This window comes from Amycolatopsis sp. 195334CR (assembly GCF_017309385.1).
Classification (GTDB): Bacteria; Actinomycetota; Actinomycetes; order Mycobacteriales; family Pseudonocardiaceae; genus Amycolatopsis.
Genome location: NZ_JAFJMJ010000003.1, coordinates 177,763 through 192,184, shown reverse-complemented (window position 1 = coordinate 192,184; position 14,422 = coordinate 177,763). Strand labels below are relative to the sequence as shown.

Below are 14,422 nucleotides of genomic sequence, written 5' to 3'. Positions count from 1 at the left end.
GGTGCCACCGTGGCGGATGTGGGCGCGATCCTGCGGGATCTCGCGGCCGAGAGCGCGGAGCTGGACGACGTGGTCGCGGCGCTGCCGACGGCGGACTGGGCCCGGCCGACCCCGGCCGAGGGCTGGACGATCGCGCACCAGATCGCGCACCTGGCCTGGACCGACGACAAGGCGCTCATCGCCGTGCGCACCCCGGAGAAGTTCGCCGCCGAGGTGGAGAAGGCGTTCGCCTCCGGCGGCAAGGACGTGGACGAGGGTGCCGAAGCCGGTGCCACCGCACCGCCCGCCGAACTGCTCGCGCGCTGGCGCCGGGGCCGTGAGGACCTCGCGCGGGCGCTCGCCGAGGTCCCCCACGGCCAGAAGGTGCCGTGGTACGGCCCGCCGATGAGCGCCGCGTCGATGGTCACCGCGCGGATCATGGAGACCTGGGCGCACACGCAGGACGTGTTCGACGCGCTCGGCCGCACGCGCGAGCCGACCGCCCGGCTGTGGCACATCGCCCGCTTCGGCGTGCGCACCAGGGACTTCGCCTACACGATCAACTCACGCACCCCGCCGGACGGGGAGTTCCGCGTGGAGCTGACCGCGCCCGACGGTTCGACCTGGGCGTGGGGCCCGGAGGACGCGGCGGACCGGATCACCGGCTGCGCACTGGGTTTCGTGCTGGTGGTCACGCAGCGGCGGCACCCCGGCGACACCGATCTGCGGACCGAGGGCGAGCAGGCCAGGGCCTGGCTCGGTTTCGCGCAGGCCTTCGCCGGGCCCCCGGGATCCGGGCGCAAGCAGGGGCAGTTCGCGTGATGGCCCCGATCCGCATCGGCAACGCCTCCGGTTTCTACGGCGACCGGTTCAGCGCGGTGCGCGAAATGCTCACCGGCGGCCCGCTGGACGTGCTGACCGGTGACTACCTGGCCGAGCTGACCATGCTCATCCTCGGCCGCGACCTGCTCAAGGACCCGGACCGCGGGTACGCCAAGACCTTTCTCCGGCAGATGGCCGAGAACCTCGCGCTGGCCAAGGAACGCGGCGTCAAGGTGGTCACGAACGCGGGCGGGCTGAACCCCGCCGGGCTCGCCGCCGCACTGCGCGAGCTCGCCGCGAAGTCCGGTGTGGACGTCTCCATCGCACACGTCGAGGGCGACGACCTCCGGCATCGCGCCGAGGAGCTGGGCTTCGGGGAACCGTTGACCGCCAACGCCTATCTCGGTGCGTGGGGCATCGCCGAATGCCTGAACGCGGGTGCCGACGTGGTGGTCACCGGGCGGGTCACCGACGCTTCGCTGGTGGTCGGCCCGGCCGCCGCGCACTTCGGCTGGGCGCGGACGGACTACGACCGGCTCGCCGGCGCGGTCGCCGCCGGGCACGTGATCGAATGCGGTGCGCAGGCCACCGGCGGCAACTACTCGTTCTTCACCGAACACGACAGCGCCCAACTCGCCCACCCGGGGTTCCCCATCGCGGAGGTCCACGAGGACGGCAGCAGCGTGATCACCAAGCACGAGGACACCGGCGGCGTGGTCACCACGGGCACGGTCACCGCCCAACTGCTGTACGAGATCACCGGTGCGCGGTACGCCGGTCCCGACGTCACCACGCGGTTCGACAGTCTCGTCTTGGCGCAGGAGGGTCCCGATCGCGTCCGGATCAGCGGGGTCACCGGCGAACCACCGCCGCCCACGCTGAAGGTGTGCCTCAACGCGCTCGGCGGCTTCCGCAACGAAACCACGTTCGTGCTCACCGGTCTCGACATCGAGCAGAAGGCGGCGCTGGTGCGCGACCAGCTCACCGAGGCGCTCAAGGCGAAGCCGCCGGAGAAGGTGCGCTGGACGCTCGCCCGCACGGACCGCGAGGACGCCGACACCGAGCAGACCGCGAGCGCGCTGCTGCACGTGGCCGTCACCGACGCCGACCCGAAGGTGGCCGGACGCGCGTTCAGCCAGGCCGCGATCGAACTCGCCCTCGCCAGTTACCCCGGCTTCCACGTCACCGCGCCGCCGTCGGACGCCTCGCCGTACGGGGTGTACCGAGCGTCCTATGTGGACGCAGGAGAAGTGCCGCACGTGGCGGTGGTCGGCGACTCGCGGATCGATGTGGCACCGGCGGCCGAGACGCTCGAACTGGCCGACGTGGCCGACCCGGAACTGCCCGAACCCCTGCCGGACGGGCCGACCCGCCGGGCGCCGCTCGGTGCCGTGCTCGGTGCCCGCAGCGGGGACAAGGGCGGGGACGCGAACGTCGGCGTCTGGGCCACCACCGACGAGGGCTGGCGCTGGCTCGCGCACACGCTGACCGTCGAGGAATTCCGCAGGTTGCTGCCGGAGACCGCGAAACTGTCGGTGCGCCGGCATATGTTGCCCCACCTGCGAGCGATCAACTTCGTGGTGACCGGCATCCTCGGTCAGGGGGTCGCCTCGCAGGCCAGGTTCGACCCGCAGGCGAAGGCGCTCGGCGAATGGCTGCGCGGCCGGTACGCCGAGATCCCGGAGGTGTTGCTGTGATCGACCCGTTCGCCACGCCGGAGCGGAAAGCGCTCCGGGAAACGGTGCGCGGCTTCATGAAGACCGACGTGCTGCCGTATCTGGACCAGTGGGAGCGCGACGGCGAGCTGCCCAGGGAGTTGCACCGCAAGGCCGGGGCGCTGGGCCTGCTCGGCATCGCCTTCGACGAGAAGGCCGGTGGTGCCGGCGGTGACTTCCTCGACGCGATGACGGTCACCGAGGAGATGCACTACGCCGGCGGTTCCGGTGGGCTGATCGCCTCGCTGTTCACCTGCGGGATCGCGGTGCCGCACATCGCCGCCGCCGGGGACGAGGCGCAGCTGGCCAAGTGGGTGCGCCCGACGCTGGCCGGCGAGCTGATCGGCTCGCTCGCGGTCACCGAGCCGGACGGCGGTTCCGACGTCGCGGGCATCCGCACCACGGCCCGTCGCGAGGGTGACCACTACGTCGTCAACGGGGCCAAGACGTTCATCACCTCGGGCTGCCGCGCCGACTTCGTCACCACCGTCGTGCGCACCGGCGGCGAGGGCGCGCACGGGCTTTCGCTGCTGGTGGTGGAACGCGGCACGCCGGGGTTCACCGTGGGCCGCAAGCTGGCCAAGATGGGCTGGCACTGCTCGGACACCGCCGAACTGTCCTACGCGGACGTCCGCGTTCCGGTGGAGAACCTGGTCGGACCGGAGAACTCCGGCTTCGCCCAGGTCGCCACCCAGTTCGTCGCGGAACGGCTTTCGCTGGCGGTGCAGGGGTACGCGCACGCGCAGCGCGCGCTGGAGCTGACCCTGGACTGGTGCCGGCTCCGGGAGACCTTCGGCCGCCCGCTGATCTCCCGCCAGCTGGTGCAGCACAAACTGGCCGAGATGGCCCGCAGGATCGACGTGGCCAGGACCTACGCCCGCCAGGTCGGGATCCGCCACGTGGCGGGTGAAGAGGTGATCGCCGAGGCCTGCTTCGCCAAGAACACCGCGGTGGAGACCGCGGAATGGGTGGTCAACGAAGCCGTGCAGCTGCACGGCGGGCTCGGCTACCTGAGCGAGACCGAGGTGGAGCGCCACTACCGCGACGTCCGCATCCTGGGCATCGGCGGTGGCACCAACGAGATCCTCGCCGGGCTGGCCGCGAAACGATTGGGATACACCGCATGACCACGTTGAGGTCCATGGTGGACAGCCGGGGCGCCGACTTCGCGGCGAACCGCGAGGCGATGCTGGCCAAGCTCGCCGAACTGGAGGCCGAGCAGGCCAAGGCCGTCGCCGGGGGCGGTGAGAAGTACGTCGAGCGGCACCGCAAGCGCGGCAAGCTGCTGGCCAGGGAACGGGTCGAGCTGCTGCTCGACGAGGACTCGGCCTTCCTGGAGCTGTCCCCGCTGGCCGCCTGGGGCTCGGACTATCAGGTCGGCGCCAGCCTGGTCACCGGCATCGGCGTGGTCGAGGGCGTGGAGTGCATGATCTGCGCCAGCGACCCCACGGTGAAGGGCGGCGCGAGCAACCCGTGGACGGCCAAGAAGTCCTACCGGGCCGCCGACATCGCCGCGCAGAACCGGCTGCCGACGATCAACCTGGTCGAGTCCGGCGGCGCGGACCTGCCCACGCAGAAGGAGATCTTCATCCCGGGCGGGCGGATCTTCCGCGACCTGACCCGGTCCTCGGCGGCCGGGGTGCCGACCGTGGCGCTGGTCTTCGGCAACTCCACCGCCGGCGGGGCCTACCTGCCCGGCATGTCCGACCACGTGGTGATGGTCAAGGAGCGGGCCAAGGTCTTCCTCGGCGGCCCGCCGCTGGTGAAGATGGCCACAGGCGAGGAGTCCGACGACGAGTCGCTCGGCGGTGCCGAGATGCACGCGCGGACCTCCGGCCTGGCCGACTACCTCGCCGAGGACGAGCAGGACGCGATCCGGATCGGCAGGCGCATCGTGCGGCGGCTCAACTGGACCAAGCGCGGCCCGTCGCCGAAGCCGGACTACGCCGAACCGCTGCACGACCCCGAGGACCTGCTCGGCATCGTGCCGGCCGACCTGAAGGTGCCGTTCGACCCGCGCGAGGTGATCGCCAGGGTGGTCGACGGGTCGGACTTCGACGAGTTCAAACCGCTCTACGGGTCCAGCCTGGTCACCGGCTGGGCCGACGTGCACGGCTACCCGGTCGGCATCCTGGCCAACGCGCGCGGGGTGCTGTTCTCCGAGGAGTCGCAGAAGGCGGCCCAGTTCATCCAGCTGGCCAACCAGAGCGACACCCCGCTGCTGTTCCTGCACAACACCACCGGCTACATGGTCGGCAAGGAGTACGAGCAGGGCGGCATCATCAAGCACGGCGCGATGATGATCAACGCGGTGTCGAACTCGCGGGTGCCGCACATCTCGGTGCTGATGGGTGCCTCCTACGGCGCCGGGCACTACGGCATGTGCGGGCGGGCCTACGACCCGCGGTTCCTGTTCGCCTGGCCCAGCGCGAAGTCCGCGGTGATGGGCCCGGCGCAGCTGGCCGGGGTGCTCTCCATCGTGGCGCGCCAGGCCGCGGCGAGCCGGGGCCAGGAGTACAACGAGGAGCACGACGCCGCCATGCGCGCCATGGTGGAGGGCCAGATCGAGGCCGAGTCCCTGCCCACCTTCCTCTCCGGCATGCTCTACGACGACGGCATCATCGATCCGCGGGACACCCGCACGGTGCTCGGGCTCAGCCTGTCGGCGATCCACAATGGACCGATCAGCGGCGCCGGTGGCTTCGGCGTCTTCCGGATGTGAGAGATGATCGAGAATCTGCTTGTCGCCAACCGCGGGGAGATCGCCCGCCGGGTGTTCCGCAGCTGCCGTGACGCCGGGATCGGCACGGTGGCGGTGTTCGCCGACGCCGACGCGGACGCCCCGCACACCGCCGAGGCCGACGCGGCGGTCCGGTTGCCTGGCAACGCGCCGTCGGAAACTTACCTGCGCGCGGACCTGCTGATCGAAGCCGCGGCGAAGGCCGGCGCCGACGCGGTCCACCCCGGTTACGGGTTCCTCTCGGAGAACGCGGCCTTCGCGCGTGCGGTCCTCGACGCCGGGCTGACCTGGGTCGGGCCACCGCCGGAGGCCATCGAGACGATGGGTTCCAAGGTCGAGTCGAAGCGGCTGATGGCCGCGGCCGGGGTGCCGGTGCTCGCCGAGCTGGACCCGGCCGAGGTCACCGAGGCCGATTTCCCGTTGCTGGTCAAGGCTTCCGCCGGGGGTGGCGGGCGCGGTATGCGGGTGGTGCGTGCGCCGGGTGAGCTGGCGGACGCGGTCGAGAGCGCCCGCGCCGAAGCCGGTTCGGCCTTCGGGGACCCGACGGTGTTCTGCGAGCGCTACCTGGAGACCGGGCGGCACATCGAGGTCCAGGTGCTCGCCGACACCCACGGCACGGTCTGGGCGCTGGGGGAGCGGGAGTGCTCCATCCAGCGGCGCCACCAGAAGGTGGTCGAGGAGGCGCCGTCGCCGCTGGTCGGCGCGGCCATGCGCGAGGAGCTGTTCGAGGCCGCGCGCAAGGCGGCCAAGGCGATCGGCTACGTCGGCGCCGGTACGGTCGAGTTCCTCGCCGGGGCCGACGGCCGGTTCTACTTCCTGGAGATGAACACCCGGCTGCAGGTGGAGCACCCGGTCACCGAATGCGTCACCGGGGAGGACCTGGTCGCCCGCCAGCTCCGGATCGCCGAGGGCGACCGGCTGCCGGTCGATCCTCCACAGTGGACGGGGCACGCGATCGAGGTCCGGCTCTACGCCGAGGATCCGGCGGCCGACTGGCAACCGCAGAGCGGCACGCTGCACCGGTTCACCGTGCCGGGGGTGGACGCGGAGTTCCGCATCCCGGCCGGGTTCGGGCTCCGGCTGGACTCGGGTGTGGTCAGCGGGTCGGTGGTCGGCGTGCACTACGACCCGATGCTGGCCAAGGTGATCGCCTGGGGCCCCGACCGCACCTCGGCGGCGCGGCGGCTCGCCACCGCGCTGGCCGGCGCGCAGGTCCACGGCGTGCGCACCAACCGCGACCTGCTGGTGAACGTGTTGCGGCACCCGGCTTTCCTGGCCGGGGACACCGACACCGCGTTCTTCGCCACGCACGGACTCGACACGCTGTCGCGGCCGCTGGCGTCGCCGGACACCACCCGCACGGCGGCACTGGTGGCCGCGCTCGCGGGTGCTTCGGCGAACCGGCGGGCGGCGACCGTTCAGGGCCGGTTGCCCGGCGGCTGGCGCAACGTCCGCTCGTCGCCGCAGCACAAGCGCTTCGCCGCCGGAGACGCCGAATTCGACGTGCGGTACGTGCTCGACCGCGGCGGACTGCGGGCCGAGGAGTATCCCGGGGTGTCCCTCGTTTCCGCCCAGCAGGACCGGGTCGTGCTGGAGGTCGACGGGGTGCGCCGCGAGTTCTCGGTGGCGCGCTACGACGACCGCGTGTACGTCGACTCCGCGCTCGGGCCGGTGGTGCTGGACGTGGTACCGCGCTTCGCCGACCCGTCGGCCGCGCTGGCCGCGGGTTCGCTGGTGGCGCCGATGCCCGGCACCGTGGTCCGGCTCGCGGTCGCCGCCGGGGACCAGGTCGAGGCCGGGGCACCGCTGCTCTGGCTGGAGGCGATGAAGATGGAGCACAAGATCGCCGCGCCCGCCGCGGGCGTGGTCGCCGAACTACCCGTCGAAGTGGGACAACAGGTCGAGCTGGGCACGGTTCTCGCCGTGGTGCGGGAGAAGGAGTCGGAATGAGCATGAACTTCACCGAACCGGAAGAGCGGATCGCGCTGCGCAAGGCGGTGCACGAGCTCGGCAAGAGCTACGGCCACGAGTACTACCTGGGCAAGGCGCGCTCAGGCGGCAAGACCAAGGAGCTGTGGGACGAGGCCGGGCGGCTCGGCTACCTCGGGGTGTCCGTGCCGGAGGAGTTCGGCGGGGGCGGCGCGGGCATCGGCGATCTCGCCGCGGTCTGCGAGGAACTGTGCGCCACCGGCACGCCGCTGCTGCTGATGGTGGTGTCCCCGGCGATCTGCGCCACGGTGATCGCGCGGTACGGCACCGAGGAGCAGAAGAAGCACTGGCTGCCCGGGTTCGCCACCGGCCAGGTGCGGATGGCCTTCGCCATCACCGAACCCGACGCCGGGTCCAACTCGCACCGGATCACCACCACCGCGCAACGCGACGGGGACGGCTGGGTGCTCAGCGGGCGCAAGGTCTACATCTCCGGCGTGGACGAGGCGGACGCGGTGCTGGTGGTCAGCCGCACCGAGGACGCCAAGACCGGCAAGCTCAAGCCCGCCCTGTTCATCGTGCCCACCGACGCGCCCGGCTTCGAGTACCGCGAGATCGAGATGGACCTGGTCTCCGCGGACAAGCAGTTCGGCCTGTTCCTCGACGACGTGAAGCTGCCGCGCGAGGCGCTGGTCGGCTCGGAGGACGCGGCGATCGCGCAGCTGTTCGCCGGGCTGAACCCCGAGCGCATCATGGGCGCGTCGTTCTCGCTCGGCATCGCTCGGTACGCGCTCGACAAGGGCGTGGCCTACGCGAAGGAGCGCCAGGTGTGGGGTGCGCCGATCGGCACCCACCAGGGCCTCGCGCACCCGCTCGCCCAGGTGAAGATCGAGCTGGAGCTGGCGAAGCTGATGACCCAGAAGGCCGCCACGCTCTACGACGGCGGCGACGACTTCGGGGCCGGTGAGGCCGCGAACATGGCCAAGTACGCCGGGGCCGAGGTGGCCATCCGCGCGGTCGACCAGGCCGTGCAGACCCACGGCGGCAACGGGCTCGCGTCGGAGTACGGCCTCGGCACGCTGCTCGCCGCGGTCCGGCTGGGCCGGATCGCGCCGGTGAGCCGCGAGATGGTGCTCAACTTCGTCGGGCAGCACTCGCTCGGCCTGCCCAAGTCCTACTGAGAGGTTTGACCCGTGTCTTCTCTTTCCGGCAAGACCATCATCATGTCCGGCGGCAGCCGGGGCATCGGTGAGGCGATCGCGTTGCGCGCGGCCGCCGACGGCGCGAACGTGGCGCTGATCGCGAAGACCACCGAGCCGCACCCGAAGCTGCCCGGCACCATCTACACCGCGGCCAAGGCGATCGAGGAGGCGGGCGGGCAGGCACTGCCGATCGTCGGCGACATCCGCGACGACGAGTCGGTGGCCGCCGCGATCGAGCAGACGGTTTCGCGCTTCGGCGGCATCGACATCGTGGTGAACAACGCCAGCGCGATCGACCTGACGCCGACCGAGCAGGTCAGCATGAAGCGCTACGACCTGATGCAGGACATCAACGCGCGGGGCTCGTTCCTGCTGGCGAAGCTGGCGATTCCGCACCTGCGCAAGGCGGAGAACCCGCACATCCTCACGCTGTCGCCGCCGATCAGCCTGGACCCGAAGTGGTTCGAGGCCGGGCACCTGGCCTACAGCATCGCGAAGTACAGCATGAGCCTGGTGACCGTCGGGCTCGCCGCGGAACTGCGCAAGGACGGCGTCGCGGCGAACTCGCTGTGGCCGCGCACCACCATCGACACCGCGGCCATCCGGAACGTGGTCGGCGCGGAACTGGCCAACCGCTCGCGCACCCCGGAGATCATGGCGGACGCGGCGCACGCGATCCTGGTCCGGCCGAGCCGGGAGCACACCGGCAACTTCTACCTCGACGACGAGGTGCTCGCCGCCGAGGGCGTCACGGACTTCTCGAAGTACCGCATCGCCGGCGAGGAGTCCGACCTGCAGCTCGACTTCTGGGTCGAACCGGCCTGAGGCGTCATGCGAGAACCACAACAGGAACGGAGCCGGACCACCCGGCGGCGGCTGGTCGAAGCCGCCGTCGAGTGCCTGGCCGCCCGTGGCTGGCACGGCACCACGGTGGCGATGGTGGCGGAGCAGGCCGGGGTGTCGCGCGGGGCCGCGCAGCACCACTTCCCGACCCGCGAGGACCTGGTGGTCGCCGCGGTCGAGCAGGTGGGGGAGGTGCAGCTGGCCGAGTTGCGGGGGCACGTGGAGCTGCTGCCCGGTGGGGCGTCACGGAGTGAAGCGGTCGCGGAGATGCTGCTGAACCTCTACACCGGGCCGATGTTCCGCGCGGCCCTGCAGTTGTGGGTGGCGGCTTCCACTGACCCGAAGCTGCTCGCCGTGCTCGCGCCGCTGGAGGCCCGCGTCGGCCGCGAGGCGCACCGGGTGGCGCTGGACCTGCTCGGCGCGGACGAATCCCGGCCGGGGGTCAGGGAAACCGTGCAGGCCACGCTGGACCTGGCCCGCGGGCTGGGCCTGGCGAACCTGCTCACCGACGACACCCGGCGCCGCCGCCGGATCGTGCGGCAGTGGGCGCGGATGCTGGAGCCGGCGCTGGCCGGCACGCTGCCCGAACGGGCGGGAACCAGGTCGGTGTGAACTCCGTCTCAATGACTGGCTAACACTTTCGGAGCAACGTCCGATAGCCAGGTAACAGAGGGTTACGCACCAAGGGGGACAGTCCGATGTCCGAGCAAAATGATGAACTGAGTCATCGCGCGCTGGCCATGCTGCGCGCCGTGGGCGAACGGCGGGCGATGATGTCCGGCAGCTGCGAGCCGGACCTGTTCATCGACGGTTTCGCCTGCTGCGACCAGGTGACCGCGCACACCCTGGCCCACCGGGGCTACCTGCGCCCGGCGGAAACCGCGCGCCCCGGCACGCGAGTCCGCGCCGAACTGACCCCGGCGGGGTGGGCCGCACTCGGCATGGTCGCCGCCGCCTGACCCGCACCCCCGCTCCTCACCGGCGCTGAGACCGGGCTTCGTCGCGGTCAGACCGCACGAGACGGTGGCGGCGGCCCAAGGCGATCCGGCGTAAGCACGGAGGAATGAGCTCCGCCCGGTGGGTCGCGCCAGGGCGAGGTCCGCGGCATCAGCTGCCGGTAGAACGGCTCCCGCAGCGGGTGTTCGCCGGTCAGCACGTACGGCCTGCCGATTCCGCGGCTGCACGCGAAGGGTGCCGGAGTGCGTCACCTTGGTTTCCTCCCCTGAAACCTGGCTGCTGGTGGTAGTGAACCGTGCCCGTTGTGTATTCGGTTTCCTCCGATTGACCGAGTGAATCGGCGGCGAACAGTGGTTTCCTTGACGAGGTGGAGGGGGAGCGGACCCAGCCCGGCTGGGGGCCGTTCGGGGTGCTCGCGATCAGCCGCTGGCGGTTGTGGGGCCTGCCCGACCGGTTCCTCGTCGGCTACGTGCTCGCGGTCGACCTGACCGCGCTGACCGGCGCCGCGGTGGCGTTCCACGCGCTGCCGGTGCCGGCGCGCGACTGGCGGCCGTTCTGGATCCTGCTCGCCTGCTGCGTGGTCTACGTCGAGGTCTCCCGCTCGATCGAACGCAGCCGCGCCGACTTCCTCGATGGGCCCCACATCGACCTCAACTCGGTCTGGATGTTCGCCGCCGCGCTCCTGCTGCACCCCGGGTTGGCCGCGGTGGTCATCGCGGTCTCGTTCGCCTACCGCTGGCTGCGCGTGCGCCACCGCCCGGTCTACCGCCAGACCTTCAGCGCCGCCGCCTCGATCGTGTCCGCCTTCCTGGCGAACCTGGTGCCGTTCGCGCCGCAGGAGTTCGCCATCTTCGCCGCCGCGTTGCTCTACGGGCTGAGCAACACCGCGCTGATCACCTTCGCGGTCCAGCGCAGCCGCCCGGGCACCACCCTGCGCGAGGCGATGTTCTCCCCGGCGGACTACGCGCTCGAAGCCTCGACCATCGCGCTCGGTGTGCTGCTGGCCTGGGCACTGGTGGACTGGCCGCCGGTGCTGCTGCTGATCATGGGCGTGACCCTGGTGCTGCACCGCAGCACGCTGGTGCAGCAGTTCCGCGAACAGGCGGGCGCCGACGGGAAGACCGGCCTGCTCAACGCGGCGAAGTGGGCCGAGGTGGCGTCCGCCGAACTCGCCAGGGGGCGGCGCCGCGGGGTGCCCGCCAGCGTGCTGATGCTCGACCTCGACCACTTCAAGGTGATCAACGACCGGCACGGGCACCTCACCGGTGACCAGGTGCTGCTCGCCGTGGCCGCGGCGCTGCGCGCGGAGGTGCGCAGCGCGGACGTGCTCGGCCGCTTCGGCGGCGAGGAGTTCGTGATCCTGCTGCCGGGCACGAACCGGTTCGACGCGGTGACCATCGCCGAGCGCATCCGGCACCGGGTGGGGCAGCTGCTGGTGTCGGTGCCGAGCGGGGAAGTCGGCGTCACCGTCTCGATCGGCGTGGCCGCGCAACCCCGCGACGGCCAGGCACTCGACCCGCTGCTGGCCGCCGCCGACCGGGCCCTCTACGTCGCCAAGGAGGCCGGGCGGGACCGCGTGCGCACGATGCCGTGAAAGCCACCTTCACAGCGCGTCGGGGGTCATGGTGATGGCGTCGAGCTTCTCCTTCAGGTAGTCGGCGGCCACCACTTCCGGGTAGGTGGTCCGGCCCCGCGGCGGGGCCAGTGAGCTGATGCGCGCGTCGTGGTCGGTTTCGTAGAAGAAGATCAGGGAGACCAGGTCCTCGTCGGGGGCGTCGGCGGCCGGGGGCAGGACGCGGTGCCGGGTGGACCGCCAGCGGTCGCCGGTCCAGCGGGCCATCAGGTCGCCGATGTTCACGGTGAACGCCGCCGGGTCGAACGGCGCGTCCTCCCAGTCACCGGCCGCCGTGCACACCTGGAGTCCGCCGACGCCCGCCTGCCGGTCCAGCACGGTCACCGTGCCGAAATCGGTGTGCGGGCCGATGCGGAACTGGCCCGGCTCCGGCGGGCCCACCGCGGTCAGCGGCGGGTACCAGTTGATGTTCATGGTGTAGGTCGGGTGCCCGGTGTGCGCGGTGAAGTGCGCCGGTTCGAGGTCGAGCGCGACGGCGAACAGTGTGAGCAGCTCGTCGGACACCCGCCGCATCTCGGCCAGGTAGGCGGTGACCGTCCTTTCCAGACCCGGCACCTCGGCCGGGAAGACGTTGCGCTGGAACCAGAACGCGTCGACCGCCGGATCGCCGACCCCGGAATCCGCACCGACCGAAAAGGACTCCTTGAGGTCCGGCGGGGTCTCGGTGCCCTCGGCGTACCCGTTCGCCTCCACCCCCGGCGGCAGCCAGCCGCGGCCGCCGACGGTCACCGCGTACCGCTGCTTGGCCGACGGCGGCAGGGCGAAGAACTCCCGTGCCAGCCGCCGGGTTTCCGCCCGCAGCGCCGGATCCACGCCGTGGCCGGTGATCAGCAGGAAACCGGAGTCCTGCAGGGCTTCGTCGACGCGGCGCGCCACGGCGGCGCGGTCGGCCGCGCCGCCGTGGAACCACGGCTCCAGATCGATCAGCGGCACGGCACCCATGATCAGTCCTTTCCGGACACTTCGCCGATGTCTCCGAAGCCGACGTCCTCGAAGCCGATGTCCTCGAACCACAGTTCCGGCCGCGCCGCGATGAACTCGCGCATCAGGTCCACGCACTCCTGGTCGCCGAGCACGCTGATCGCCACCCCGTGCTCGGCGAGCCAGTCGTGCCCGCCGTGGAAGGTCTCCGCCTCGCCGATCACCACCCGGCCGATGCCGAACTGGCGCACCAGCCCCGAGCAGTACCAGCACGGCGACAGCGTGGTCACCATGATCGTGTCGCGGTAGTGCGGGCGACGGCCCGCGTTGCGGAACGCCGAGGTTTCGGCGTGCATCGACGGGTCGCCGTCCTGCACGCGCCGGTTGTGCCCGCGGCCGAGCAGTTCCCCGTCCGCGCCGAACAACGCCGCCCCGATCGGCACCCCGCCCTCGGCCTTGCCGAGGCGGGCTTCCTCCCGCGCGATCGCCAGCATGCTCCCGTCGTCCATGGGCCAAGCCTATTGCAGGGAACCGAAGAACTCCCGGACGTCCGCGGCCAGCAGGTCCGGCGCCTCCATCGCGGCGAAGTGCCCGCCCCGGTCGTACTCGGCCCAGTGCACCACCGTGTGCTCCAGTTCCACGGTCCGCCGGATCGACACGTCGTGCGGGAACACCGCCACCCCGGTCGGCACCGGTGACTTCGCCGCCGCGCCCCAGGCCCCGGCGTGCGCGGTCTCGTAGTACAGCCGGGACGAGGACGCGGCGGTGCCGGTCAGCCAGTAGAGCATCACGTTGGTGAGCAGCCGGTCGCGGTCGACCGCCTTCTCCGGCAGGTCCGCCGCCGGATCGGTCCACTCGTGGAACTTCTCCACGATCCACGCGAGCTGCCCGGCGGGGGAGTCGCTGAGCCCGAACGCGAGCGTTTGCGGCCTGCTGATCTGGATCATCGCGTACCCGGACTGCTCCTGCTCCAGGTATGCCAGCCGGTCGACCCGAGCCCGCTCCGCCTCGGTCAGTTCGGCATCGGGATCCACCGGCGTGAACGCGGTGAGCCCGTTGCAGTGCACGCCGATGACCCGATCGGGGACGAGCCGGGCGATCTCCGGCGACACGATCGCGCCGGTGTCCCCGCCCTGCACGCCGAACCGCTGGTAACCGAGGCGGTCCATCAACTCGACCCACGCGCGGGCGATCCGCGGGGAGGTCCAGCCGCTCTCGCCGGTCGGCCCGGACAGCCCGAACCCCGGCAGCGACGGGATGACCAGGTGGAACTCGCCGGTCAGCAGCTCGATCAGGTCCAGGAACTCGACGATCGAACCGGGCCAGCCGTGGGTGAGCAGCAGCGGGGTCGCCGCCGGCGAAGCCGAGCGGACGTGCAGGAAGTGCACCCGCTGCCCGTCGATGACGGTGGTGAACTGCGGGTACGCGTTCAGCTCCCGCTCCGCCGCGCGCCAGTCGTACCCGGTGCGCCAGTACTCGGCCAGGTCACGCAGGTAGCTCACCGGAACGCCCTGCGCCCAGCCCACCCCGGGCAGCTCGTCGGGCCAGCGCGTCTGGGCCAGCCGGGCCTTCAGGTCCTCGAGGGCGGATTCGGGGAACTCGACGCGGAAGGGCTTGATCTCTTCGTTCATGTTCTCCAAGGTAGGAGCCATTCAGGACAGGATGGGTCCTCGATTGGAGA

General features: G+C 71.4%; 13 protein-coding genes. 10 read left to right on the top strand and 3 right to left on the bottom strand.

From position 1 onward, the window contains the following. The first annotated feature begins 9 nt into the window (after positions 1–9). The 10 genes from JYK18_RS38005 to JYK18_RS37960 all read left to right on the top strand — a co-directional run bounded on the left by JYK18_RS38005 (position 10) and on the right by JYK18_RS37960 (position 11,781). On the top strand, positions 10–801 hold the full coding sequence (locus JYK18_RS38005; RefSeq protein ID WP_206808626.1) for a TIGR03084 family metal-binding protein: 792 nt from the start codon (positions 10–12) through the stop codon (positions 799–801). Beyond that, positions 801–2,498, top strand: coding sequence for an acyclic terpene utilization AtuA family protein (locus tag JYK18_RS38000; RefSeq protein WP_206809926.1), 1,698 nt, complete (start codon positions 801–803; stop codon positions 2,496–2,498). Before JYK18_RS38005 ends, JYK18_RS38000 begins: the two co-directional genes overlap by 1 nt. Continuing rightward, positions 2,495–3,643 (top strand): acyl-CoA dehydrogenase family protein, encoded by a 1,149-nt coding sequence (locus tag JYK18_RS37995; protein WP_206808625.1) that lies wholly within the window; start codon positions 2,495–2,497, stop codon positions 3,641–3,643. Before JYK18_RS38000 ends, JYK18_RS37995 begins: the two co-directional genes overlap by 4 nt. Then, on the top strand, positions 3,640–5,238 hold the full coding sequence (locus JYK18_RS37990) for an acyl-CoA carboxylase subunit beta (protein ID WP_206808624.1): 1,599 nt from the start codon (positions 3,640–3,642) through the stop codon (positions 5,236–5,238). The genes JYK18_RS37995 and JYK18_RS37990 overlap by 4 nt, the downstream gene beginning before the upstream one ends. Positions 5,239–5,241: 3 nt before the next feature. Then, positions 5,242–7,206 (top strand): biotin carboxylase N-terminal domain-containing protein, encoded by a 1,965-nt coding sequence (locus JYK18_RS37985; protein ID WP_206808623.1) that lies wholly within the window; start codon positions 5,242–5,244, stop codon positions 7,204–7,206. 2 nt (positions 7,207–7,208) lie between these two features. Then, positions 7,209–8,366: an acyl-CoA dehydrogenase family protein gene (locus JYK18_RS37980; RefSeq protein WP_206809925.1), complete on the top strand. Its 1,158-nt coding sequence runs from the start codon at positions 7,209–7,211 to the stop codon at positions 8,364–8,366. A gap of 12 nt (positions 8,367–8,378) precedes the next feature. After that, the gene (locus tag JYK18_RS37975) at positions 8,379–9,212 is read left to right on the top strand and encodes an NAD(P)-dependent oxidoreductase (protein WP_206808622.1); all 834 of its coding nucleotides are present in this window, start codon (positions 8,379–8,381) and stop codon (positions 9,210–9,212) included. A 6-nt stretch (positions 9,213–9,218) separates the two neighbouring features. Further along, positions 9,219–9,842 carry a TetR/AcrR family transcriptional regulator gene (locus JYK18_RS37970; RefSeq protein ID WP_206808621.1) on the top strand — a complete coding sequence of 208 codons (624 nt, stop codon included), beginning with the start codon at positions 9,219–9,221 and terminating at the stop codon, positions 9,840–9,842. An 86-nt stretch (positions 9,843–9,928) separates the two neighbouring features. Beyond that, positions 9,929–10,189, top strand: coding sequence for a hypothetical protein (locus JYK18_RS37965; RefSeq protein WP_206808620.1), 261 nt, complete (start codon positions 9,929–9,931; stop codon positions 10,187–10,189). A 365-nt stretch (positions 10,190–10,554) separates the two neighbouring features. Beyond that, on the top strand, positions 10,555–11,781 hold the full coding sequence (locus JYK18_RS37960) for a diguanylate cyclase (protein WP_307796245.1): 1,227 nt from the start codon (positions 10,555–10,557) through the stop codon (positions 11,779–11,781). 9 nt (positions 11,782–11,790) lie between these two features. On the opposite strand, the gene JYK18_RS37955 is transcribed toward JYK18_RS37960, so the two are convergent. Genes JYK18_RS37955 through JYK18_RS37945 form a run of 3 tightly spaced genes read right to left on the bottom strand, consistent with a single transcriptional unit; the run spans position 11,791 to position 14,372 of the window. Then, positions 11,791–12,762, bottom strand: coding sequence for an isopenicillin N synthase family oxygenase (locus JYK18_RS37955; RefSeq protein ID WP_206808619.1), 972 nt, complete (start codon positions 12,760–12,762; stop codon positions 11,791–11,793). A gap of 2 nt (positions 12,763–12,764) precedes the next feature. Continuing rightward, entirely contained in the window at positions 12,765–13,250 is a 486-nt protein-coding gene (locus JYK18_RS37950) for a nucleoside deaminase (protein ID WP_206808618.1), read from the bottom strand. 9 nt (positions 13,251–13,259) lie between these two features. After that, complete coding sequence (locus JYK18_RS37945) at positions 13,260–14,372, bottom strand: epoxide hydrolase family protein (protein WP_206808616.1); 1,113 nt, start codon at positions 14,370–14,372, stop codon at positions 13,260–13,262. Positions 14,373–14,422 lie beyond the last annotated feature (50 nt).

What these genes read in the sequence shown, in the direction of transcription:
- JYK18_RS38000 (WP_206809926.1), top strand. Translation starts at nt 801, where the DNA reads ATGGCCCCGATCCGCATCGGCAACGCCTCCGGTTTCTACGGCGACCGG.
- JYK18_RS37990 (WP_206808624.1), top strand. Translation starts at nt 3,640, where the DNA reads ATGACCACGTTGAGGTCCATGGTGGACAGCCGGGGCGCCGACTTCGCG.
- JYK18_RS37985 (WP_206808623.1), top strand. Translation starts at nt 5,242, where the DNA reads ATGATCGAGAATCTGCTTGTCGCCAACCGCGGGGAGATCGCCCGCCGG.
- JYK18_RS37980 (WP_206809925.1), top strand. Translation starts at nt 7,209, where the DNA reads ATGAACTTCACCGAACCGGAAGAGCGGATCGCGCTGCGCAAGGCGGTG.
- JYK18_RS37970 (WP_206808621.1), top strand. Translation starts at nt 9,219, where the DNA reads ATGCGAGAACCACAACAGGAACGGAGCCGGACCACCCGGCGGCGGCTG.
- JYK18_RS37965 (WP_206808620.1), top strand. Translation starts at nt 9,929, where the DNA reads ATGTCCGAGCAAAATGATGAACTGAGTCATCGCGCGCTGGCCATGCTG.
- JYK18_RS37955 (WP_206808619.1), bottom strand. Translation starts at nt 12,762, where the DNA reads ATGGGTGCCGTGCCGCTGATCGATCTGGAGCCGTGGTTCCACGGCGGC.
- JYK18_RS37950 (WP_206808618.1), bottom strand. Translation starts at nt 13,250, where the DNA reads ATGGACGACGGGAGCATGCTGGCGATCGCGCGGGAGGAAGCCCGCCTC.
- JYK18_RS37945 (WP_206808616.1), bottom strand. Translation starts at nt 14,372, where the DNA reads ATGAACGAAGAGATCAAGCCCTTCCGCGTCGAGTTCCCCGAATCCGCC.